25 protein-coding genes and 1 pseudogene are annotated in these 22,174 nt (G+C 61.7%); 17 read left to right on the forward strand and 9 right to left on the reverse strand.

Going from position 1 to position 22,174, the window contains the following annotated elements:
- Positions 1-88: 88 nt before the first annotated feature.
- The gene (locus tag HALRU_RS04350; protein ID WP_015300187.1) at positions 89-1,018 is read right to left on the reverse strand and encodes a hypothetical protein; all 930 of its coding nucleotides are present in this window, start codon (positions 1,016-1,018) and stop codon (positions 89-91) included.
- Between the two features lie 276 nt (positions 1,019-1,294).
- On the opposite strand from HALRU_RS04350, the pseudogene HALRU_RS15945 reads away from it, so the two are divergent.
- Both HALRU_RS15945 and HALRU_RS04365 read left to right on the forward strand, forming a co-directional pair.
- Positions 1,295-1,725, forward strand: a pseudogene (locus HALRU_RS15945) (IS6 family transposase); the annotation flags it as partial.
- A gap of 431 nt (positions 1,726-2,156) precedes the next feature.
- Positions 2,157-2,384, forward strand: a complete 228-nt coding sequence (locus HALRU_RS04365) for a hypothetical protein (RefSeq protein WP_015300189.1) — start codon at positions 2,157-2,159, stop codon at positions 2,382-2,384.
- A 264-nt stretch (positions 2,385-2,648) separates the two neighbouring features.
- Here the strand turns inward: HALRU_RS04365 and HALRU_RS04370 are convergent, their stop codons facing one another.
- Entirely contained in the window at positions 2,649-3,689 is a 1,041-nt protein-coding gene (locus HALRU_RS04370) for a PD-(D/E)XK nuclease domain-containing protein (RefSeq protein WP_015300190.1), read from the reverse strand.
- A gap of 431 nt (positions 3,690-4,120) precedes the next feature.
- On the opposite strand from HALRU_RS04370, the gene HALRU_RS15950 reads away from it, so the two are divergent.
- From HALRU_RS15950 to HALRU_RS04390, 4 genes are all read left to right on the forward strand, one after another.
- Positions 4,121-4,891, forward strand: a complete 771-nt coding sequence (locus HALRU_RS15950) for a hypothetical protein (RefSeq protein ID WP_015300191.1) — start codon at positions 4,121-4,123, stop codon at positions 4,889-4,891.
- Positions 4,888-5,322, forward strand: coding sequence for a hypothetical protein (locus tag HALRU_RS04380; RefSeq protein WP_015300192.1), 435 nt, complete (start codon positions 4,888-4,890; stop codon positions 5,320-5,322). Before HALRU_RS15950 ends, HALRU_RS04380 begins: the two co-directional genes overlap by 4 nt.
- A gap of 157 nt (positions 5,323-5,479) precedes the next feature.
- Positions 5,480-6,139 carry a dienelactone hydrolase family protein gene (locus HALRU_RS04385; protein WP_015300193.1) on the forward strand — a complete coding sequence of 220 codons (660 nt, stop codon included), beginning with the start codon at positions 5,480-5,482 and terminating at the stop codon, positions 6,137-6,139.
- A 7-nt stretch (positions 6,140-6,146) separates the two neighbouring features.
- The gene (locus HALRU_RS04390; RefSeq protein ID WP_015300194.1) at positions 6,147-7,421 is read left to right on the forward strand and encodes a sulfite exporter TauE/SafE family protein; all 1,275 of its coding nucleotides are present in this window, start codon (positions 6,147-6,149) and stop codon (positions 7,419-7,421) included.
- Positions 7,422-7,477: 56 nt separating this feature from the next.
- Here HALRU_RS04390 and HALRU_RS04395 read toward each other — a convergent pair whose 3' ends face one another.
- Positions 7,478-8,068 carry an HdeD family acid-resistance protein gene (locus HALRU_RS04395; protein WP_015300195.1) on the reverse strand — a complete coding sequence of 197 codons (591 nt, stop codon included), beginning with the start codon at positions 8,066-8,068 and terminating at the stop codon, positions 7,478-7,480.
- Between the two features lie 137 nt (positions 8,069-8,205).
- Entirely contained in the window at positions 8,206-9,387 is a 1,182-nt protein-coding gene (locus tag HALRU_RS04400; RefSeq protein WP_015300196.1) for a thiolase family protein, read from the reverse strand.
- Between the two features lie 222 nt (positions 9,388-9,609).
- Here HALRU_RS04400 and HALRU_RS04405 point away from each other — a divergent pair, with 222 nt between their 5' ends.
- From HALRU_RS04405 to HALRU_RS04420, 4 genes are all read left to right on the forward strand, one after another.
- Positions 9,610-9,972: a DUF7344 domain-containing protein gene (locus HALRU_RS04405; protein WP_015300197.1), complete on the forward strand. Its 363-nt coding sequence runs from the start codon at positions 9,610-9,612 to the stop codon at positions 9,970-9,972.
- A 6-nt stretch (positions 9,973-9,978) separates the two neighbouring features.
- Positions 9,979-10,707: a hypothetical protein gene (locus HALRU_RS04410; protein WP_015300198.1), complete on the forward strand. Its 729-nt coding sequence runs from the start codon at positions 9,979-9,981 to the stop codon at positions 10,705-10,707.
- Positions 10,708-10,883: 176 nt separating this feature from the next.
- Complete coding sequence (locus HALRU_RS04415; protein ID WP_015300199.1) at positions 10,884-11,549, forward strand: SOUL family heme-binding protein; 666 nt, start codon at positions 10,884-10,886, stop codon at positions 11,547-11,549.
- Between the two features lie 263 nt (positions 11,550-11,812).
- On the forward strand, positions 11,813-12,256 hold the full coding sequence (locus tag HALRU_RS04420; protein ID WP_015300200.1) for a hypothetical protein: 444 nt from the start codon (positions 11,813-11,815) through the stop codon (positions 12,254-12,256).
- 321 nt (positions 12,257-12,577) lie between these two features.
- Here the strand turns inward: HALRU_RS04420 and HALRU_RS04425 are convergent, their stop codons facing one another.
- On the reverse strand, positions 12,578-12,751 hold the full coding sequence (locus tag HALRU_RS04425) for a DUF1059 domain-containing protein (RefSeq protein ID WP_015300201.1): 174 nt from the start codon (positions 12,749-12,751) through the stop codon (positions 12,578-12,580).
- 63 nt (positions 12,752-12,814) lie between these two features.
- Positions 12,815-13,225, reverse strand: coding sequence for a carboxymuconolactone decarboxylase family protein (locus HALRU_RS04430; RefSeq protein WP_015300202.1), 411 nt, complete (start codon positions 13,223-13,225; stop codon positions 12,815-12,817).
- 390 nt (positions 13,226-13,615) lie between these two features.
- On the opposite strand from HALRU_RS04430, the gene HALRU_RS04435 reads away from it, so the two are divergent.
- The 6 genes from HALRU_RS04435 to HALRU_RS04460 all read left to right on the forward strand — a co-directional run bounded on the left by HALRU_RS04435 (position 13,616) and on the right by HALRU_RS04460 (position 19,195).
- On the forward strand, positions 13,616-13,852 hold the full coding sequence (locus HALRU_RS04435) for a hypothetical protein (RefSeq protein WP_148680436.1): 237 nt from the start codon (positions 13,616-13,618) through the stop codon (positions 13,850-13,852).
- Between the two features lie 264 nt (positions 13,853-14,116).
- Entirely contained in the window at positions 14,117-14,584 is a 468-nt protein-coding gene (locus HALRU_RS04440) for an SPW repeat domain-containing protein (RefSeq protein WP_015300204.1), read from the forward strand.
- Between the two features lie 270 nt (positions 14,585-14,854).
- Entirely contained in the window at positions 14,855-15,796 is a 942-nt protein-coding gene (locus HALRU_RS04445) for a DUF7551 domain-containing protein (protein WP_015300205.1), read from the forward strand.
- A gap of 184 nt (positions 15,797-15,980) precedes the next feature.
- Positions 15,981-17,096, forward strand: a complete 1,116-nt coding sequence (locus HALRU_RS04450) for a FecCD family ABC transporter permease (RefSeq protein WP_015300206.1) — start codon at positions 15,981-15,983, stop codon at positions 17,094-17,096.
- Positions 17,096-17,962 carry an ABC transporter ATP-binding protein gene (locus HALRU_RS04455; protein WP_015300207.1) on the forward strand — a complete coding sequence of 289 codons (867 nt, stop codon included), beginning with the start codon at positions 17,096-17,098 and terminating at the stop codon, positions 17,960-17,962. The genes HALRU_RS04450 and HALRU_RS04455 overlap by 1 nt, the downstream gene beginning before the upstream one ends.
- Positions 17,963-18,064: 102 nt before the next feature.
- Positions 18,065-19,195, forward strand: coding sequence for an ABC transporter substrate-binding protein (locus HALRU_RS04460; RefSeq protein ID WP_015300208.1), 1,131 nt, complete (start codon positions 18,065-18,067; stop codon positions 19,193-19,195).
- Between the two features lie 124 nt (positions 19,196-19,319).
- On the opposite strand, the gene HALRU_RS04465 is transcribed toward HALRU_RS04460, so the two are convergent.
- Together HALRU_RS04465 and HALRU_RS04470 are read right to left on the reverse strand one after the other, a co-directional pair.
- Positions 19,320-19,976, reverse strand: a complete 657-nt coding sequence (locus HALRU_RS04465) for a hypothetical protein (protein ID WP_015300209.1) — start codon at positions 19,974-19,976, stop codon at positions 19,320-19,322.
- A complete protein-coding gene (locus tag HALRU_RS04470; protein ID WP_245547788.1) occupies positions 19,973-20,548 on the reverse strand; it encodes a hypothetical protein in 576 nt (191 codons plus the stop codon). Before HALRU_RS04470 ends, HALRU_RS04465 begins: the two co-directional genes overlap by 4 nt.
- Positions 20,549-20,858: 310 nt before the next feature.
- Here HALRU_RS04470 and HALRU_RS04475 point away from each other — a divergent pair, with 310 nt between their 5' ends.
- Positions 20,859-21,344, forward strand: coding sequence for an HNH endonuclease (locus HALRU_RS04475; RefSeq protein ID WP_015300211.1), 486 nt, complete (start codon positions 20,859-20,861; stop codon positions 21,342-21,344).
- 52 nt (positions 21,345-21,396) lie between these two features.
- Here HALRU_RS04475 and HALRU_RS04480 read toward each other — a convergent pair whose 3' ends face one another.
- Positions 21,397-22,146 carry a pirin family protein gene (locus HALRU_RS04480; protein ID WP_015300212.1) on the reverse strand — a complete coding sequence of 250 codons (750 nt, stop codon included), beginning with the start codon at positions 22,144-22,146 and terminating at the stop codon, positions 21,397-21,399.
- Positions 22,147-22,174: the final 28 nt, after the last annotated feature.

The following is a 22,174-nucleotide window of genomic DNA, read 5'->3' on the forward strand; positions in this document are numbered from 1 at the left end:
TCGAACTGAACAATACTGTATCTCTCTGGCACACTTTGTATGGGTTTAGTATATTGAAAATCACAGTCTCAAGTATGATCTTGTAATTTTAGATAGGTACTTGGTCAGCGAATTCATCAATTATGTCCGTTACAATATCTACAACCGCTTCCCCCGTACACTGGCCCACATTGAAACAGCCGATATCTGCCAAAATAGTTGCAACCGGTACGGCAGGAAATCCGAGGCACACTAGGAAGGCACAAGCGACAAAAACCGGTGGTGCACTTACAGTGAGGCCACAGGGTACGCATCCGACTGCTTCAACGATACAAAAGATAATGTCATCTTGATCACAAGATGATTGCACCCCCGTGCCGTTCGAACTACCTGAGAAGTGAGTAGTTTCACGGTCGGTTATCTCTAATCCAGATTTAGCGGCAGCCAATCCCTTCTGTTTCGTTGCAAGCTGTGCCTTAGCAGGTTCCGCTTGGACGCGGTCAAATCGACGATTTTCGGTGTCGATATGGCTAATCGAAACCTTTCCAGTCTCCGGTTGAACGGCTACAGTTGTGTTCCCTCGATCCAACGCTCTTGTATCAATGGAGTTGAGGAATACCTCAGTCTCTTCATCGGTTGCAGTCCGCGTCAGAACCGTTTTATCGTCCGTTACCCTCAACTGTGCTTGAGTTCCTTCAACCCAGTCATCGTCCACGCCGGGAACCCAGTTGTTGAAATAGAATCTTGCGGCATCTGTCTCTTCTGGTGGGCGGGTAAGAACTGTACCGTGATTTGCAGGAATAACGACAACGCTTCGATCTCCCCCAACCACACGGGCGCTCTCTGCACTTAATTTAAGACTCGGTACCTCTCTTTTGAGTCTTTTTATATGTTGTGATTGTAGCAACTGATCAATATCAACGGATGCCTCTTTTGGAGATGCACCGACTGCGGCAGTCATTCCAATGAGTGATGCCCCACCAGAGGCCGCAATATTCCTTAGAACTTTTCGTCGATGTGGGTTGTTGTTTCCTCCCATCGCGTCAGTATGTATTTCTTCCCTGTATATAAATTTTTAATTTCTAACGGCAGTGCTAGCCATTGAATAGCTAATCCATTTAATGGCCACGTGTACTCGAAGAACCGATTCGGCCAAGACCAACTTCCCAGTTATCTCGTAGATCTCCTGGGCGAGAGTGGTTAGGGTCGCGAGCAATTTGGCGAACACCGCCTTGCACTCTTGGACGTCACCAAGATCATCGTGAACACATTCTGTTTAGTCCGTCGTCAGTTGACATCGTCGACACGACTGGCTCACAACTGGGTGTATATGGTGGAAATACAGCCAAAACCGGGACAAAATCCGGATCACGTTGCGGTCAACTATACGGTGAGCGGTACTGGCTGTACGCCACAGTCGATACGGACATGAACGAATTGCACCATACATAGCTTGTACCAACCAGAAACAAGGCAATACCGAGCGCGTTCTTCGCTGAAGTGCGGGACAAACACGATGTCGACGATGCAAACTACCTTATCGATGGCGATCAGTCGCTGCAGCACGCCTGTCAGCGTCCAATTTTCAGATACGAGAGACGCGCCGAACGAAATAGCGTCGAACGAGTCTTTCGAGAAATCAAACGATGGATGTCTTCGTTTTCCAACCCGTTCAGTCAGGCGCGACGAGGAACCTCTGACCAGTGGATACGATCGCTAGCATTTGTATGGAATCAGCTTATCTGAAAATGACCCCCTATACTGACAGATGAATAAAGGCGCGGCCATCGCGTCCCGTGGTGTGTTGGGTGGCGATGGTGGGGTTCACGGAACAGTCACCTCACAGGACCGGCCGACGCCGAAAACACATCCTTTCCTACTAGTCGTCGATAATTATATTATGCTTCGCTTCGATGTGCTGAACGGAAGCCACGCTCTCCATCACCTGCGCGGGGACATGCGTCTCAGAAATGTCCCGGGTGCTACTACCACCCGAGACGTGGTTTCCGAAAACCCTGCGGGGTTTTCAGTCACCATGATACGAAACTCACCATCGAGACAAAAAGGTCTCGCACAGCAGTGGCATCGACAGCCGAAGCGCTACCCCGAATTCGTCTGGGATTCGAAACTCGGCGGGGATCTGCTTCTCAGCCTCGGCAATCTGAAGGTGAATTGAGATGGGTCGCTACGAGTACGACGAGCCGTTGCCGGATGAGCCGTGCGAGCGCTGTCGCACCGATCTGACGGAGACGCACTGGGCCAAACTCCGGGCTGTCCACGACGGGCCATCCGCCAGCGGGTATCGAGATTCGGAGAAGCGGGTTTGCGTGGATTGTCTCGCGGCGCTCGGGATGCTGGAGTTCGAGATGAACGGTGCAGCTGGGGGTGGACAGAGATCGGTGTGAGGTGACCGCCGACGGTTAGGTTGGGGGACTTACCTAGTACCGTTCCATCGATGGTCGTGAACACGACCGGTTGAGTTGGGTTTTCTGTTGTTGCCGGTTGGTCTGTTACTTTTGAGCCGTCTCTATGATTAGAGGGGTTACGCGATTTTATCTCGGGAAGTCGCGTGTTCTGCTATCTTCCGTGAACACGATGAATTTGGTTGCGTGTGCATAATTGGGACCCGGATTTTCTTAGCGTGTGACCCTTGGGTGACTATTGAGAAGCTACTGGACTATTGTTACTCTGGTCTCCAAATTAGAATCCTCTTCGCTAAGACTCATTTTGAATTCCGGGGCATTTTCGATCCTCCTTTCTGGATCGTATATGAATATTAATAGCTTCTCACAGCTGGAGTCCTTTCGATACAACTCTTTATCTTCAGCCAAGGCTATCCGTATCGACTCCATTGTCCTATTTTCAGAGGGCCGCTTAACCTCAATTCCAATACCGTACTCCTCTAGGAGGAAATCAATACGGGGATTCTTTCCCGCATGCCGTTTGAAGTACTCTTCGGCCCTAACATCATCGAAGTATAGCTTCAGAAGGCCATGTAGTAAGTATTGAACATCGTATTCATCCTGCATTGAGACTGGATCCCTTTCTCGACTCCGGTTTTGTAGTGGTGTTGCAATTTGGTCAAATCTCTCAAAAAGAAATTCCACTTTATCCACTGCTGAGCGCTGAATTGCTGTAGGATCATCTTGGTCTGCCCAATCGACTTCTTGGGAATATTCAGTTTTAAGGAAATCTACAAAGGTGTAGTATAGTTCAATGAGATTGTTGTGATTCTCCATTTGGCCTTCCGAAATTTTGTCAGATGGTGGAATTCTAAATTTCCAATCCCTACCTTCTGACGGCCAAAAATCAAAATAAAATTCTCCAATGGTCATTCCAAGAGATTCAAAACCATAATTCGAGGATTGTTCTCTTTCTGATTGAAATGATGTGCTCACTTTCTCCTTCTCAGAGAAGGTTCCGTCGAAGGAAGTAAGTTCCTTTGAAAAAATCGGCTTTGATTTAGATTCAAGGAACTCAAATAGTACCTCCACAAGCCCCTCAAAATCATCATAGTTTATATTGTCCATTTCGAGGGTTTTAGAAGATATTTCCTTTGGTTCTTGGCTACTTCCTTTCAAAACAGCTACTGTCTTTTTGAAGCGCAAGTAAACCCCGTCACCTATATCTTCTATTGCGACCTCCACGACTATTGACTGATTAGGGTCAGGATTAGACGTATAATCGATTGAAGAAATGTACTGGCGCATTACACCACAGTTGGGGAGCAGGAATATCAATGTTTTTTGAAGGTGCAGAGCTATCCCACTGGAAATAATCATAGTATTCGATAATTTCGCGCCCCTTTCGAACCTGCGGGGACGTGGTGCGACCCCTTTTTCTGCTGGGGCGGCCAGCGGCGCGGCGGTTAGTTTGGGACCTTGGCCGTAGCCACACGCTGTGCTGTAGGTTCACGGCCCATTCCAGTCCTTTCCAAAAGTCCACCGTCTCTCCTGAGCTTTCCCTGCTGTCTACTATAGATCCGCAACAACATCCAGACACCCGCGCCACCTCCAACATTCATCCCTCAAACCTGTAGCGAAAACAATTATAATGGGCTAAATTAAATATGTGGGCATCGATGGCTTTTAGGAACTCTCCCCTTCCCAAAATCCGCACTGTCCCCGCGGAGGGCAGATAGATGGGCCGGAAGAAGCGCCGGAAGCGCGCCGACCGGGAGCGCTCAACCGAGCGCGACAGCGCCGGCGACGAGGAGCGCGACGCAGCGTCGGCCCTCGGTACCCCGCTGGGCATGCCGGATGCGCCAATCCCGGATTCCCCGATGCCCGACGCGCCCATTCCGGACGCGGGCGTTCCCGACATGGGGATGCCAGGAGCGTCGATGGCAGACTGCAATGGAGCGACGGGTGACGCGTCGCTGGCACAGAATCAAGCAGGGCCGGACCTGCGAATTCAGCGGACTCCACGTGATACAGAGCCTGATGGCTTCGAGCCATCGATCTCTGACTACCAGGGGCAGCACGTCGACATCGGTGACAAGGTTCGCCGGATCGCCCACGAGAAGGATGACTGGGATCACAACCAGCTTGGGGAATCAGTCGGAGACGTCCGCGAAACGCTCCAGAAAGTCATCACAGACCCTGATGAAGTGTACGGTGGAACCAGAGCGAGCGATGACGCGACAGTTCGGGTCTACGTCTCCGAAGTGGCCGGTGGCGATGGTCCCGTCGTCGTATTCGCGCTCGTCGTCGACGGTCGACTCATCACGTCGTTCGTCCCGGCAGGTGAAGCACATCCCGGAGCGCCGTACGAAGACGTGTACGATCGCGACAAGGCAACCACGTACATTATCAGGGAAGTGCTACAGAAGGCAAGTGGTCACTCGCCGATGACGAAAGTAGACGAATTCGACCAACTGATTACCCAGATCGAGGAGGGCGAATCCATATGATCGAGTTCACGCTTCGGGAACTGTCCCCGAGTACAGACTGGTACGAGGTGTCCGGCGGGATGGCTCCCGACGAGATCCAGTACACCATCAGGACCGACGAGCAGAAGATCCAGCAACAGGACTCACTGACGGCACTGCTCGGTCTCTATCTCGCTGCAGAAGACGGGTCCGACGCTGACGTTGGGGAACTCGCGGCGTACGAGTTGCAGGAATCGGACGACACCGTCCAGCTCGGTGGTCGCGTCTTCTCCGACGTCATCACAATCGTTGGTGACACCGAAACCCTACACCGGGCGATGCGGCCGTTCCTTTCGACGCTCTTCGAACGGCTAGACGAACAGAGTACGTCTTCGCAACGGAACGAGGCCTTCGCGTACCTCTCGTCGACCTTCGGCGTCGATATGGACACGATCTATACCGACCTGGTTTGAGGCAACCGGGAGGTGTCGGTTGTCTCTCCACACCGAGGCTGAAACCGTGACCTGACACTGACCCGGAATCCGGAAGCACAGATTCGCAGCTACGGCCCTCCTCTGGCCGGCGCGTTCACCCCGCTCGTTTAATCCGGCAGACGGTGTAAGACGGGCGATGGACGACTCGAATCCGTCGACGACCGGTTCGGACTCGTTCCGGACGATCGACGTCGGCGACGTCGAACTGGAGGGCGACCTCCGTGTGCCCGAGGGGGCGAGCGGCCTCGTGCTGTTCGCCCACGGCAGCGGCAGCAGTCGGCACAGCCCGCGGAACAACTTCGTCGCCGAGCGCCTGCGCGATCGCGGCGTCGGCACGCTCCTGTTCGACCTGCTGACGGAGGCGGAGGATCGCGACCCCGACGCGCGGTTCGACATCGACCTCCTCACGGAACGGCTGGTCGGCGCGACCGAGTGGGTTCGCGAGCGCTCGGACGTCGGCGACCTCGCCGTCGGCTACTTCGGGTCGAGCACCGGGGCGGCGGCCGCTCTCCGTGCGGCGGCCCGGCCGGAGACGGACGTCGGCGCCGTCGTCTCGCGCGGCGGTCGCGTCGACATGGCCGAGGCCGTCCTCGGGGACGTCACGGCGGCGACGCTGTTCGTTGTCGGCGGGGCCGACCACCCCGTCCGCGAGTGGAACGAGGCGGCCTTCGAGCAACTCGGCGGCGACCGCTCACTCGAGGTCGTCCCCGGCGCGGGACACCTCTTCGAGGGGGAAGGGCAACTCGAGACGGTCGCAGACCACGCCGCCGACTGGTTCGCCGAGCACCTCGCCTGAGGCGACCGTGACCCGAGACGACGGCGGCCCGGCGGACGAAGACGACGGGAGGGAGGCGGGAGACGATTCCGCGACGGACAGGGACGAACCCGACCCGGATACCGACGACTATCTCCTCGACGAGTCCGGTGCGAGCACCGACGAGCGCGACGTGGACGACGGCTCTGCGAACGGCGTGACCGGCGGGTTCGGCGAACGGGCGGCCGAACTGGGCGTCTCGCGGGAGCAACTGGGTGAGCGAGCGACCGAGTTGGGCGTCACCCCCGAGGAGCTCGGCGTCGAGACGTACGAACCGGACACGGGGCCCCGCGCCGAAGAGCTTCCCTCGGACGAACCGCCTCGGCGGATCGGCGTGGAGGCCGAGGCGCTGGACCGGACCCGAACGCCGGCGGAGCGGCTCCGCCTGCCGCGGGCCACTCTGGTTCGCCTCACGGTCCTCGTCACCGTCTACGTGGCCGTTCTCGCCGTCCTCGTTGCGCCCGGCGGCCCGTTCGCCTTTCCGATCGTGCCGGTCGTCGTGGTCGTCGCCTTCGTCTTCGAGACGACCGATTCCGCGGCGGGGATGGGATTCGGGACGGGCCTGGCGCCGTTGTTGTTCGTCCTCGGGTACGACCCGTTGCAGATCGTGCCTGTGCTACTGGTTTCCGAGACGGTCACGGGCCTCGTCGCCGGTCTCGTTCACAACGACCTCGAAAACGTGACCCTCTCCGTGCGTCCGCTCTCCGAGGAGACGAAGCTGCTCGGGCTGCTCGTCGTTACCGGGTCGGCCGCCGTCGTGGCGTCGGTCGTCCTGGCCCACGACGCGATCGGGCTCTCGAGGGACACGATTCGGACCTACGTCTCGATCCTCGTTTTGGTCATGGGTGCGACCGGCCTGGCCAGAGCGAAATTGCGGACGCGCATCGAGTACCGCCCTGCCAGGCTCGCGGCGTTCGCGCTACTCGCCGGGACGAACAAGGGCATTGGTGGGGGCGGTTACGGTCCCGTCGTCACGCTCGGCCAGATCCTCTCCGGTGTATACGAGAAGAGCGCCGTCGCCATCACCACGCTCGCGGAGGGTATCGTTTCGTTCGTCGGCGTCGTCGCGTTCTTCGTTCTGCTGTACCGTGGCACCGACGTCGATCTGATCCTGCTGCCGTCGATCTTTGCCGGTGGATTCCTTGCGGCGATCGTCGGTCCCTACCTCGTCCGCGTCGTTCCGAACACCGTCTGGCGCTACGTGATCCCGTTGTACGCGTTCGGAATCGGGATCCTGGGGCTGGCGTTCGGTCTGGGGGTTTGAGGGACGACGAGCGTAGGGGGGCCACTGGACGTCTGCCGTCACGAAAGAACAGGGTTTCACACGCCGCGAGATTTCTCTCCCGGCTCTGGGACGTGTCTCTCCATCCTGCGGGTACCGTACGCGACGGCGATCATCGAGACCCCGGTCACGAACAGGCTCGCGCCCACAAGCACGCCGACGACCCAGACAGCGTCGACGGGGAACCCTGCCCACAGGAGTCCGGCCAGGACGAGCGAGAGTACGCCGCTGGCCGCGACCCAGCCACGGCCCGAGCCGCTTCCCATGCGGAGGCTCGCCACGACCTCGGTCAGTCCGTCGACCAGTAGGTAGGCGATAGCCAGCAGCGTCAAGCTCGCGAGACCGATCAGCGGGTTGGCCAGGATGAGGAGGCCGGCGACGATCGTGACCCCGGCGAGTGCCGCTTGCCAGAGCGACCCTGCCCACCCGTCGGTCGTGAACGCGTGTCCGGCGTGAACGACGCCGCCGACGAGGAGCGCGGCGCCAAGGACGTACGCGAGCGCGATGCCGGTACCGAACGGGAGCGCGGCCGCGATCAGTCCCAGTACGGCGATCAGTCCGCCCGCAATCGCGAGCGGGCGCCAGTTCGTCTCGATCGATTCTTCGGTGCCTGGTGTGATGGTGCTCATGACTCTCAGTAGTGAGCACGCGTCGGAGGGACGTAATACCCTATACAATCTTACAATATTTGTGAGTTGACAACAACCGGTTGGATCGGACCGACGATCGGTATCTGGCCCGACGGTGGCAGCCGGCCCGACGGCGGCTACACCCGTTCGATCAGCGTCGCGATGCCCTGTCCGAAGCCGATGCACATCGTCGAGAGTCCGTACCGACCGTCGCAGGCCTCGAGCTGGTAGGGAAGCTTGCCGACCAGCGCCGCCCCGGTCGCGCCGAGCGGGTGGCCGTGGGCGATGGCGCCGCCCCAGACGTTCGTCCGCTCCCAGTCGGCGCCCGTCTCGTCGAGCCACGCGGCGACGACGGAGGCGAAGGCCTCGTTGACCTCGAAGCGGTCGATGTCGTCGACGGTGAGATCGTTGCGTTCGAGGAGTTCTGCCGTCGCCGGGATCGGCCCCGTGAGCATGGTGATCGGATCGACGCCGACGACCTGCGTGTCGACGATGCGCGCGAGGGGGTCCCAGCCGTAGCGCTCGCAGGCCTCACCGGAGGCGATCAGCGTAGCCGCAGCGCCGTCGACGATCCCGGAGGCGTTGCCGGCGTGGACGACGCCTTCGCCCTCCTCGCGGAAGGCCAGTGGGAGCTCGCCCAGCGTCTCGCGGTCGGTCTCCGGGCGCGGGTGTTCGTCGCGTTCGACGATGCGCTCCTCGCCGTCGACCGTGACCTCGACTGCAATCAGCTGCTCGTCGTAGTGGCCCGCCTCGTCCGCCTGGCCCCATCGGCGCTGGGAGTCGACGGCGAGCCCGTCGAGTTCGTCGCGTGTACAGTCCCACTGCTCGGCGATGCGTTCGGCTCCCTCGCCCTGCGTCGTTAGTTCGTCGACGTGCTCGAAGTACGTCTCCGTCACGCCCGTCTCGGCGGCGTAGGTGTCCGCGTCGGCCGCCGAATCGGCCCCCATCGGAACGCGAGTCATGTGTTCGACGCCGCCGGCGACGAGGACGTCGGCCAATCCGCCGCGAATCTGGCCCGCGGCGAAGTTGATCGCCTGCTGGCCGGAGCCACACATCCGATTCAGCTGGACGCCGGGGATCTCCTCGCCCCACCCGGCAACGAGTGGGGCTAGCCGACCAACGTTCATCCCCTGCTCGCCGATCGGCGTCACGCAGCCGTAGACGACGTCCTCGGGGTACCCGCTCTGGGAGAAGTCGTTTCGATCCTCGAGGGCTTCGAGCGGCGTCGCCGCGAGATCCTGGGCGTGGAAGTCTCGAAACGATCCGCCCCGCTTACCGAAGGGGGTGCGAACGGCGTCGACGATGTAGGCGTCTTGCATGGTCGAGCGTAGGCGTGACCCGAGTTTACGCTTTGGGTCGCGGTGGTGGTGGTGTCTTCCGACCGTTCAGTGTGAAAACCGGAGGCGGTGCCGTACTGGCGATCCTCGGTCAGGCAGCTGGAATCGCCGAACGCAGGTCGAACACGGTCCGATCAGTCGAGGATGGTGATATTCGTGCGCGCAGGGAATACGCCTTTGCGCCTCGATACCGTGGGGCGTGACATGGAATGGCACCGGTTCGAAACGACGCTCGCGAGGCAACAATTCGCCGGAGACGAGTCGATTCCGAGTGACGTGTTCGACATTCTCTCCAGCGAAGATGCCCGGTACACCGTTTACGCGCTCGCACACGACCCGGACCAGACACTCTCACAGCTCGCGGACTTCGTCGTCGGGTTCACCGCGATGCGTTCAGGAACGATCACGACACCCGCGGATCACGAAAACGTCCGCATTCGCCTTCACCACGCCGTGTTACCCAAACTTGACGCGGCCGGGTACGTCACCTACGATCGGTCGAGCCGGACGATCGAGGCTGCACCCCGTCACGATACGGTGAACGCGGCGCTTGGACTCGCGAGGTGAGCTAGCGTGGACTCGCTCAGTGACGCCGTGGCATCCGTCGAAGCCCGCCGGCGCACGCTCTGGGTCTACGCGGCATCAGAATCGACCGCGACGGCGCTGTCGGCGCAGTTTTCGACCCGGAACGTCCAGGTCAGACACCGGCCGATTCCGGCGAGCGACGAACCGGGATTCCTGCTCGTGCGGGACGCGGCCGGCGACTTCCGTGGCGCGATCGGACTCGACCGGCTGGATGCGCTCCTCTCGCCCGAACTCCACCCGCCGTGGGAACTCGACGAATCCGTCGACACCGCGGCTATCTTCTCGTTTCTCGACAACACGCTCTTTACGTCTGCAAGTCGACGACAGCTCCTCGCGGTGACCCGCGAGATCGAGGAGCGGGCGTGGCGGACTGCCACTGGTCGGCTCGTCGCCGGCTTCCAGACGGCAGCGGCGTTCGCCGACCAACTGGCCATCTACGATCGGTTCGCGACCGAGACGGACCTGACCGTGCGCGTCCTCGTCGCCGACGAGTGGGACGACGACTTGCCGCCGGGTATCGACGTCGTCGACGAGGTCGGTGGCGAGGTCGACGCGTTCTGGTTCGTCTGTTTCGACGGCGACGAGACCGGTCGAAACGCCTCCGCGATCGTCGCCGAGGAGCGCGATCCCGGCCGGTACCGGGGGTTCTGGACGGACGACCCGGATCGTATCACTGAATTCGCGGCGTACCTCGAGGCGACGTACGGTCGGCGGTGAGGCTGACTCGAGGTGCAGTCGATCACGGTTTCGCCTGCGACCGAACCCGGTCTGACGGCTCGGTTAGTGCAAATCCAGTATGTGGTCAGCAAGCCGATACCGCCCCGAGCTGGCGAGCCCGACGAATCGTCCTGCCCGTCCCCGCCCTTCATCGGGCTGGGTCGCGAACGAACACTATGCGATCGCTTTCGAAAGCCGCTCTCGTTGGTGCCGCCGCGCTCACCGGCTGGATCGCCTGGGGCGTCTACACCACCCGGTCGACCGAGGCGATCCCGTACGCACGCCGGCGATCCGTGGACGGACTGGAGATCCGAACTTATCCGCAAACGGTTCGTGTCGAGACGACGGCGTCGAACCAGCGGGAGGCGTTCCGTCGACTCTACCGGTACATAACTGGGGCGAACGAGGGTTCCTCGACGCTTTCGATGACCCGCCCCGTCGAATCCCGGCGCGGCGATTCGATTGCGATGACTGCGCCCGTTCGAACGGAGACGAGGGAGGGCGCCGAGATGCAGACGCACGGACCGTCCCCGCCTGGCGACGACAAGGTGCGACTGTCGTTTTACCTTCCCCCGTCGATCGACCCGGAGTCGGCGCCGAAACCAACCGATCTTGCCGTCTCGCTCGCGATCGACCAGCCGAGGACGGTTGCCGTGAAACGGTTCTCCTGGTACACACCGGCCTGGCGTGTCGATAGTCTGGGACGAACGCTGTTGCGAGCGGTCGAACGAGCAGGTTACGAACCCGTCGACGCCCCGTTCCTGTTGCGCTACGACGATCCGTGGACCCCGCCGTTCATGCGTCGTAACGAAGTCGCGGTCGAGGTCGACGCGAGTCCGTGAGCAACGGGGGCGTGTACTCCGCTTGTCTGGGTGGCCCGGGCCGAGACCGCGCCCCTGACCGGCCGGTTGAGCCACCGCGTCGTCCATCGCCCTCGATCGGACTATTTGTTTCTTTAACTCAATGAATCTTCTCGGCCGGCTATTTTAACTTGGCTGCCTTAGGTCGCCTTCCCGTTGAAATATCTCTGCTATCTGAATTAAAAACTAAAAAAATGAGAAAGTCAGGTAATTTTTTACGTTCCCTTGCGCTATCTCATCACGCAATGTCCGATGACAATAACGTCCTCCGGAGAACGGTCTTGAAATCGACTGGTGCAGTGGTCGCTGGCGGCGGCCTCGTCGGAGCCTCCCAGGCCGCTGCTGCCTCGCCCGACTCGAAAGCATCCGATGACGAGGCCCACGTCGTGGAGGTAGGGCCGGCCCGAACGGAGTGTGAGTCGATTCCGCTCCTCCCTATTTCGGTCGAGGTCTGTGTGACGTTCGAGGACGACAATATCGAGGTCTGCGGCATCCTCAACGACGGGACGGTCAAAGAGTGTGTGTCGCTGACCGACGGTAACTTGTGTCGGAACTGGAAACTCAGTCTCTTCGGTAACTCCGTCAGTATGGAGGCGTGCGCCGCCACCGATCTGTCGGAAGTGACGGTTACCGTCGAAGGGTGCACGTGGAGCGGGTGCGAGTCGCACACCGTCACGTTCAAGCGATAACAACCCACCTTCGCACCATCGGGTATTTTTTTGCAACTCTCGTCGACACGTATCGATCCGGGTCACCTATCTCTCGACGAGTGGCGGCTCTCTCGGTGAATCTTGCATTCTCACTAATGGTTGATTCGCGCTTTCCGTTCTCGTCTCACGGCTACCGTACTTGCCGCCGGTCCGTGATTTCGTCTCCGTCAAATATCGGAACGCCCTCGCCCTCGCGCGGCGATCGGTCCCGTCGAATCGGATCGGAAGGTCCGCGGATCTATTCGGAGCGACGGTCGCGTCACGGATCTCAGAGTGGCGCGGTTGTCGCTCCGGTTCCGCTCAGGCCGTCTGTAAGTACTCCGAGCGAAGTTCGTCGTCCGAGTACTCCGATCCGTGGACCGTTTTCATGTGGTTTCGTGCCAGTTCCAGCGCCTCGTCCTCGTCTTCCGATTGGACGACGAAGTGGCAGTCGTTGACCGCTGATTCGCAGTCGAGTTTGTGTACTTGTGCCATGATCTTATTCTCTCTCTCTCTCTCTCGTTTCCGTTCTCTTCACGCTCTATCTCTGCTTCTCCCTTAGTCACCCGCGGCCGCGCCGGCCTGGACGTGGGTCGCGATCTGTTCGGCCTCCTCGTAGAACGTGTCGACGTCGTAATCTTGCGCCTGGATCATCGCGCTGTATCGCGGCGTGTAGCTCGCGAGGAACGCGAGTTCCGATAGTTCCGCCTCGGAGGCGCCGTGGAGCTGTGCGACGCCCTTGTGGAAGTGTCTGCAGTACTCGCAGCCGATCGCGGCGGCGACCGCGAGCCCGACGAACTCGCGGACCTTCGGGTCGATCGCACTCTCGCCGAAGAGGAATCGCTTCATCGTCGGCCACTCGTTTACGAGCGCCTGCTCCGGAAGTCCGTCGAGGAAGCCGGGAACGAATCCCAACGATTCCTCGATATCCGCTCTCGTCTCGCCGTACGGTGTCGTGTTGGTCGCCATCGTCTTCTCCCCCAGTGGTGACCGGTTCACATGCATGTCATATGGTACCGTCCACCACTGACCCTACACGAATAGTCTACTTAGAACTAACCGACAACGAGAACGAGTAACGTCGCTGTCCAGTTCTGGGGGCGTCGCCAATTCGTGTGATCACTGGAGGCGCGTTCGGGTCTCTTCGACGCCGCAATACGACGCACTCAGCTCGAAGCCATCTTTCCTACTCAAATCAGGATGACCGTCTCGCGGGTGGTCGGTGCCCGTCAATCGCGGAGTCGGTTGAGCGTCGTAGCCGCCTGCGGAAACACGGACTATTCAGGCGTCAGGACAGTCGCGTCGAAGCCGAAAAACGTTCTTCACCCGGACGCGCCAACGCTCGGTTACGATCCAGTAATGTTGGACGACCGCTCCACGCTCGAGGCGATGTTTCGAACTCACCCGATCGAAAGCACACTGTACACCGTGTTACCGGCGGCCCTTGCAGTCGTCCAACTGTTAAGCAGTGTCGTGACGGAACTGTCCCACACGGTTGCGCTCGCGTTCGCCGTCGTGCTGGTCGGCTACGCCTGGCTGGTCACGAGCTACAGTGTGGCGCGGTTTCGACGGCGGCGGCTCGATGGACTGGTCTGACGCGGCGAGTACAGTCGATCCGGTTTGCAGAACGCCCGGCCCGTGCCGGTTTACAGAACGTCCGACTCGTGGCGCTTATTCAGAACGACCGAGTCGGGCTTGCCTGCACCGATCAGATTTTCGGACGTGCTCTGTCTGCCAGTATCTCTTCCCGCCCCAGCACCATCAGGGTCTGCTTGCCAGGACCCAGGACGTCGTAAGGCGACGTTTCAGGATGACGCAAGCAACGCGACTTTCGCCAGCCGACGGGTTTGGACATCTGTTATGGGAGACACTGACACGCTACGGGCGGACGGCGGCGCGGAGCGAGCGGGTGGCGACACGGGATACGGTGGCGACGCGGAACGCAACGTCCTCAACACGGACGTACTGCAGTGGGTGAGCGCGCTCGCCGCGATCGTGGGCCTGTGGCTCGTCGCCTCGCCCTTCCTGTACGAGGCGACGGATGCGGCGTACTGGAACAACACCCTCGTCGGAACCGGTATCTTCGCGCTCGCGGGGTACAACTTCTACCGCCTCTCGAAAGACCACCTGGCGAGCGTCGGCGTGGCATCGCTGGCCATCCTGCTCGGCCTGTGGGCGGTCGTCTCGCCGTACCTGATCGACATGGGTAGCTCGGTACTCTCGACGAGTACGATCGTCTCCGGTCTCGCTGTCGCGGCGCTTTCGGCCTACAGCGCCTACGCGAACAGCCGGGCCGACGTGCCCGACAGAGCGGGCGCGCGGGTCTGACGGTCGATCGGTGGACGGACCGGCCGGGGGAGCGGTCTCCCCCGATCGAATCGGTCGCGACTGTCTGGGGGAGTTACAGCCCGATTGAGCTGTTGGTTGGTGTGGACAGTTTCGTTTTTACGTGGAGTGGTACTGGTACACCGAGTCGTCGCGCCAGCAGTGTCTGCTGGAGTTTAGGCTAACCTAAATTATATGGTCGGGCCGTGCGAACGACCGCTCGATGAGGCCAGAGACCGATTGTCCGGACGGCTCTAGTCGGGGGCGGTAGTCGTGGTTGGAACGACGCTCGTCGAGTTGCGGCAGTACATCGAGTCGCTCGCGAGCGAGGCTGGTGACTTTTCACTCGTCTGTTGCCGAACTGGCGACCGACCGGTCCCGGCGGTCGGTCATCGGTTCGACAGTCGAGCGATCGCCCGACGGGCGGCGCGTGCAACCGACTGCTACCGATCGGCGCTTCGACGGTACGATCCGCGGCTTCCGTACTACGATATTATCGTCTGTCAGGGTCCGTTGGTCGACTCGCCACAGCCGGCACAGTCGGACGCCATCGTCGCTGAAGCGGACTCGGACACCGGGGCGTGGTCGCTTTCGGAACCGGTGATCAATCGCACCCACTCGGGGATCGACCACCGGGCCCTCGCGGAGTTCTGTCATCGGGTTGCAGGGACCGTGTTCGAGGCGCTCAGCGACAGCGGGTTCGATTCCGTCGAGACGGCCGTCATGGATGAGTACGTTCGACTCGCCGAGACCGTCGTCGATCCGGACGAGCTGTGCCTCCGCTTGCTCGAGAGTATGGCGACCGAACTCGACGAGCGGCTGTCGGCCGAGGAAACGCGGACCGTACTCGCGTGCGCTGCGACTCGATTACCGGAACCCGAGACGACCGGTGATCCACTGCGGTGTACGTTCGACTCGTTGCGCGAGTGCGGGCTGTTCGGTCGGTACGTTCGGTCACTCGGGACAGCCGATGCCGGTACCCGGACGCGATCGGTCGTCGTCCGAATCGCCGAGTACGCCCTCTCACCACGGCGTGGTGTCCTTCCAACGCTTCCGATCGCCCTCGAACTGTATCGCCACGGTGGAGAGTCGGTCCCTTCGTCGATCCGTGTACAGCCAGTCGACGACGACTGGGAGTTCACGTTCGAGTTGCGGACGGCTGGAGTGGACGTGGACGATTCGGGTGGTCTTCTCAGTGCGCCGATCTCTCGCTGAGGGCTCTCTGTGCTCGCATGCGGTCGACTGGGTGCCTGGGATCCGTCGTGCAATCGGCTTATCCAAGGGGTCCGGGCCGGGAAATGTGTCCGGATCGTGTTATTGCGGACGTATACGTTGCATAGCGGTGTCGACAGGCCCGAATCGGAACGCCTTTAGGGATTTTAGGCTATCCTAAATGATAATGGCAGCGGCACGGTCGGTCGGGGAACGCGACACGATGCCTGACCGCGACGGCTGGCTGACGCGCACACTCGTCACGTTCTGTCTGGCGAGTGCGGCAGTCACGCTGGTAGCCGGATACGTCCAGACGACGTACGGCGACTATCCGATGACTCGCCTCGAAGTGTTGTCGGCGGTGTTCGATCCGGCCATCTGGTTCGACGTCGACGTCTGGCAGGCGTTTCTGTTGGGATCCGAGCTTCCAGCTCACATGGACGACGTCGGCACCCTGGTCGTCTGGGATCAGCGGGTACCGCGCGTCCTCGTCGGGATCATCACCGGTGCGACGCTCGCAGTTTCCGGGGCGATCTTCCAGGCGGTGACGCGCAACGAACTGGCGAGTCCGTTCGTCCTGGGTGTGAGCTCGGGTGCCGGGTTCGCCGTCCTCGCGACGCTGATCGTCTTCAGCGGGCTGGCGACCTTGCTCCCACTGTTCGCGACGATCGGCGGGGCCGTCGCCTTCCTGACGGTCTACGCGATCGCCTGGAAGGGCGGTACCAGTCCCGTCCGGCTCGTCCTGGCCGGCGTGATCGTCAACATGGTCTTTCAGTCGCTTCAGCAGGGGCTGTTCTTCTTCGCCGACGACCTTGGCGTCGTCCAGACGGCGGTCTCGTGGCTGACTGGCTCGCTCACGGCGACCGGCTGGGAGGAAGTCAGGATCGCGTTGATTCCTGGGATCGTGGCGATCGCACTCGCCCTCGCGGGTGCGCGCCAGCTCAACGTGCTGGTGCTCGGCGAGCGAACTGCGCAGTCGCTTGGCATGAACGTCGAACGGACGCGATTTCTGCTGTCGGTGGTCGCGATCGTGGCGGCGAGTGTCGCCATCGCCGTCGCAGGTATCGTCAGCTTCTTCGGCCTCGTCGTTCCCCACATCGTCCGAAACACGGTCGGGGGCGACTACCGCCGCGTGATCCTCGGATGTGTCTTCGCGGGCCCAGCGCTGATGGTCGTCGCCGACGTCGGCGCGCGACTCGCCCTGTCCGGCACGCAACTCCCGGTCGGCGTCGTCACGGGCGTCGTCGGCGGGCCGTACTTCCTCTACCTGATGCGCCGGAACCAGTCGATGGGTGAACTCTGATGACAGGAACTGACTCCGACGTGGTCGACCCGGACGAGGCATCGATCGGGCTCACCGACGAGGACGGCGTCGCCGTCCAGAGCGCACTCGTCGGCGACGATCTCGACCTTCGATACCCGACGAGCGACGAATCGGTCGTCGAGTGTGCCCGTCTCGACGTACCCGAGGGGGCGATCACCGCGCTGGTCGGCCCGAACGGGAGCGGCAAGTCGACGCTGCTGAAGGCGCTCTCCGCCCATCTCGAACCGGTGGCCGGGTCTGTCAGGATCCACGGCGAGGACCTCGACTCGTTCGGTGGCAAGGAACTGGCCCGCGAACTCGGTGTCCTCTCCCAGGAGAATGACTCGGTCGGCTCCATCTCGGTCGAGGACCTCGTCTACCACGGTCGGTATCCGTACCGCGGGTTCTTCGAGGGTGTGAGTGCGGCCGACCACGAGGCGGTCGACCGGGCGTTCGAACTCGCTGGGATCGACCACCTCCGGGAGACGGAACTGGGCCAACTGAGCGGCGGCCAGAAACAACTGGCCTGGATCGCGATGGTCCTCGCCCAGGAGACCGACGTCCTCCTGCTCGACGAGCCGACCACGTTCCTGGACGTCCACCACCAGTTTCGCGTCCTCGAAACGATTCGCCAGCTGAACGAACAGCAGGGCGTCACCGTCGCCGTCATCCTCCACGACATCTCGCAGGCGGCCCGCTTCGCCGACTACCTGATCGCGATGTGCGACGGCGAACTGTACGACTGGGGCCCGCCAGAAGAGGTCGTCACCGAGTCGCTACTCGCCGACGTCTTCGGCGTCGAAGCGACGGTCAGAACGGAGCCCGACCTGCAGGTGTTGCCGAGACGGGCGCTGCCAGAGCGGTAAGTTGTGTTCGGATATCGTTTCGTATCCAGGTGATCGGCACGAATCTGCCCCGAACCGGCCACTTTCGGAACGCTTTTGTAAATTTAGGCCAACCTAAAATCGATGACCGACGATTCGCGGATGACCAGACGAACCGTCCTTCGAACGGGAGTGGCCGCGGCAGGGGTAAGCGCATTGGCCGGGTGTCTCTCCGAGTTTGGTGACGAGGGTGACGAGGGTGACGGGAGTAACGGCGACGAGACGTACACCGTCTCGATGCCGCCGGTGGGTGCGGTCGAGTTCGACACCGTCCCCGAGTCGTGGGCGGCGAACAACGGGAGCTGGGCGGACATGGGGATCGCGCTGGGGCAGTCGCCACCCGAAGCACTGTATCTCGCCTCGCGCTATCACACCCAGTACTACGACGAGATTCCCGGTGTGAGCGTCGACAAGGGCGACATGACGTCTCTCTGGGAGGGCGAACTGACACCGGAGAAGTTCATGGGGCTCGCCGAGGACGTCGACGTGTTCGTCAACGATCCGAACTTCATTCTCGGCCGGACCTCGGGCTGGGAGCAGAGCGATATCGACCTGATCGAGCAGACGGGCACACCCTTCTTCGCCAACAGTATCTTCTCGAGAGGCTACGACTGGCACGACTACGAGTACCTCTCGCTGTACGAGGCGTTCGAGAATCTCGCCGAACTGTTTCAGGAGACCGAACGCTACGAGGCGTTCGCGGCCCTTCACGACGAGTTCCAGGAGACGCTCTCGGAGATCGTTCCACCCGAGGGAGAGCGCCCGAGCGTCGCGATCATGTGGGCGACCGAGGCGAGTCTGGGCGAGTTCTCGCCGTACCTCATCGACGAGGGGACGAGTTTCAAGCAGTGGCGAGAGCTGGGTGTCGTCGACGCATTCGCCGAGACGGACGTTCGGGACTTCCACAACTCACGCGGTGCGGTCGGCTACGAGACGCTCCTCGACATCGATCCCGACGTGATTCTCTTCCGTGGGCAAGAGGCGAAGACGGCCGCCGAGTTCCAGGACACGATCGTCTCCGCCCTGGAATCTGACAACACGGCGCGGAAGCTCTCTGCGGTCGAAAGCGGCGACGTCTACCGCGGCGGGCCGCTCTATCAGGGGCCGATCACGAACCTCGTGGTGACCGAGCGCGCGGCGAGACAACTCTACGACGTCGAGGAGGACCTGTTCGATCGGCAGCGAGTTGCCGAGATCGTCGACGGAGAGTTATAGCGCCCCTGCAAGAATCGAGCGAATCGGATCCAACCCGACCGGCCTGCCGGGTTCTGGCGCTGCGTTCTGTCCGGTACGGGACGGGTGTGGAGCGATCCTCGCGTAACGGCTGAATGTGACGGCCTCAGGACGTATCGTCACCTTCTTCGATGCGACGATCGAGGAGTCCTGCCACGCCGTCGAAGTACCCGGTGGCCCACAAAGCGACGAGTACCGCCCCGACGGCGTTGTAAATCAGATCGAAGACGATGTCGTCGGTCCCGTATTGCGCCAGGACGGGTTCGCCGCCGAGCATGCTCGCGAAGCCGGCCGAGGCAAATTCTGCGATCTCCCAGAGGACGCCGAACGCCAGGACGAAGACGAGGATGAACACGAACCGGAACTCGCCGGGGAGGTCGACTGCTTCGCTCGAGCGATCGATCGCGTCGACGATGGCGTACCCCGCTCCGGCGACGAGTGTCGCCGAAACCGTGTGCGTGACCGAATCGTACCAGCCGAACATCGTGTACGGACCGAGTGCACCCACCGCGTGGAGGACGGCGGCGATCGAAATCCACGCAGCCAATCCGACGTCCATCTGGTGATCGTAGAGACGACCGAGCACCCACGGCAGAGTCGTGATGGCCAGCGGAATGCCGGCGTTGATGAGGAGCGTGAGGTTTACCGTCACGACCGCGTAGCCGACGATCAATCCGAGCAGGAGCTGTATCCCGTGGACGAACTGCCACCCTCGTCGGGACGAAACTGGTCCCTCGCTCGTACCCTCGTCTGCGACCGTCACGCGCTCTCACCCGACCCGTCGAGCGCGACGTCGTCCCGTCGAACGACGTACGTCACGAAGAAGACGCCGCCGAGCCCGCCGAACGCCGTCGCGAGAATCAGGTCCCACATGACTTCCCCCGTCGACGTGAGGAAGGTGGTTCCGACGAGCGTATCCGAGAGCCACTGGCCGATCACCCAGACGGCGGCGACGGCCATCGTCGCGATCACGACGAACGCCGCCGCGAACCGCGGCGTCATCTCGACGGGCGTGTACGCGTCGAGCTCGACGGTGACCAGCAGGGCGATCGCGGCGACGGTGAGAAATCCCGCGGCCGGGAACGCGCCGACGAGGCGAACCCAGATCGGAACGGCAGCGACGAGCAACACGACCCACGGCGCCACCACGAGCGGGGTCCCCCTCGCGACAGCTGGGAGGACGGCGAGTGCGACGATCGTCCCCGAGAGCCCGGCCCAGAGATACGCACCCTGCACGAGCGTGGCGATCGTGGCCGCGATCAGACCGACCACGACTGCCCAGCTGCGGAGGGCGGTCCCGCGCTCGGTCGTCAGCAACTCGTTTCCGTCGGTCATTCGGCTCCGCGTGTCTTCCGAAATGCCGTTGGACGGCCGTGTCTTCGACGGGACGGCGTTCGACGGGCACGGATCGGCCACCATCGCCGCGTCGGTCGTCGGTGGACGCCGGGTCGCCGGTACATGAATAGGTACCTGCCTACCGCCCGACGGAAATCACTCCGGCTTTCACGGGCCGTGTCTGCAAGGCAAACGTGACTCGCAACCCGGAATATGCGGGCCTCCGGTGTGGAGACGCGCGTTTCGATTTCGTGTTACCTCACCGGCCATTCACGCCACGTTTATTGTTGTTACGGCCAGAATTCCGTGCATGATTGACGGATCTTCCATCGCGGACACCGCCACTCCGATCGCACTGGCCGTTCTTGCGGGCGGTCTGCTCGTCGGAGGGTACGGCCTCGTCGCTGGCCCGGGTGGGACCGGACTGTCGTTCGTCTGGGGCGGGCTGGTGGTACTCTCCGCACTCGGTATCGGCGCTCTCGGCTGGCGATCCCTTCGCGAACGTGATACTGACGAACCCGAACAGCCGATTCCCACGCCGCCACTGCCAGACCCACTCCGCCGCGAAGTCCGGGACGAGCGTGCGGACGGCAACTGTGAGTTCTGCCGGACCGAGTCCGACTCGCTGTCGGTCGAACACGTCACGCCGCGGGCCGACGGGGGTGCGAACGTTCGAACGAATCTCGTCGCACTCTGCCCCACGTGTGTCGAAAAAGTCGACGACGGAGTGTACGCCCGCTCCGAACTCCGGGATTCGGTTCGACGCCAGGAACACCCCGAGAAGACGATGCTGTAGTCGAAATTCCGCTGTCTCGCCGAACGAGACTGCTGTTGGGTCGATCCCCGAGCTATCGGACGACCGGCCCGCGCAGTCGGATCGGCTCGTCGTGCGGTCGGCCCGAGACGGCGACGGCCCGGAGCGTCTCGTCGCTCGTCACCTCCACCTGGCGGCCGTTCGTGATCGGGAGGACGTCGCCCTCGCCGAACGAGTGGCCGTCGACGGCGCCCGTCCCGTCGGTGCCGAACAGGAAGCCGGCCCACTCCTCGTCGGGCGTCCAGGTCCAGGCGTCGGTGACGTGGACGTCTACGTACTCCATCGGGGTGTGCAGGTCGAACGGCGAACCGTCGCCGACGACGGTCGTCACGGTCGCTCCGGGTTTCACGTCTGTCGGTAACTCGGCTGCGGTCGCGTCCGCGTACCCCGGCTCGGCGTCTTTCGCCTCGGGTGGGAGGTTGATCCAGAGCTGGAGGCCGGAACAGGCCGCGTCGTCGGCCGGAAACTCCGAGTGACTGATTCCCCGCCCGGCGGTGATGTACATTGCCTCGTTCTCGCTGGCCGTGTGTTCGACGCCGAGGGAATCTTCGTGCTCCATCCCACCCTCGAGCATGTACGAGACGATCTCGAATCCCTCGTGGCGATGCATCGGAAAGCCACGATCTGGGTCGATGAAAAAGCGTTCGAAGAGGACGAACGGGTCCAGACTCGACTGATAGGCGTTCGTCGGGAAGGCGCGAGTGGCGGTGACGCCGGGCCCGTGCTGGACGCGCTGGCCAGCGATCGGGCTCGGTCGGTCGCCCGCAGCTGTCGGTGGTGTCATACCCGGACAGACGTGGCTAACGGGGAAA

Source organism: Halovivax ruber XH-70 (assembly GCF_000328525.1).
In the GTDB taxonomy this organism is placed as follows: domain Archaea; phylum Halobacteriota; class Halobacteria; order Halobacteriales; family Natrialbaceae; genus Halovivax; species Halovivax ruber.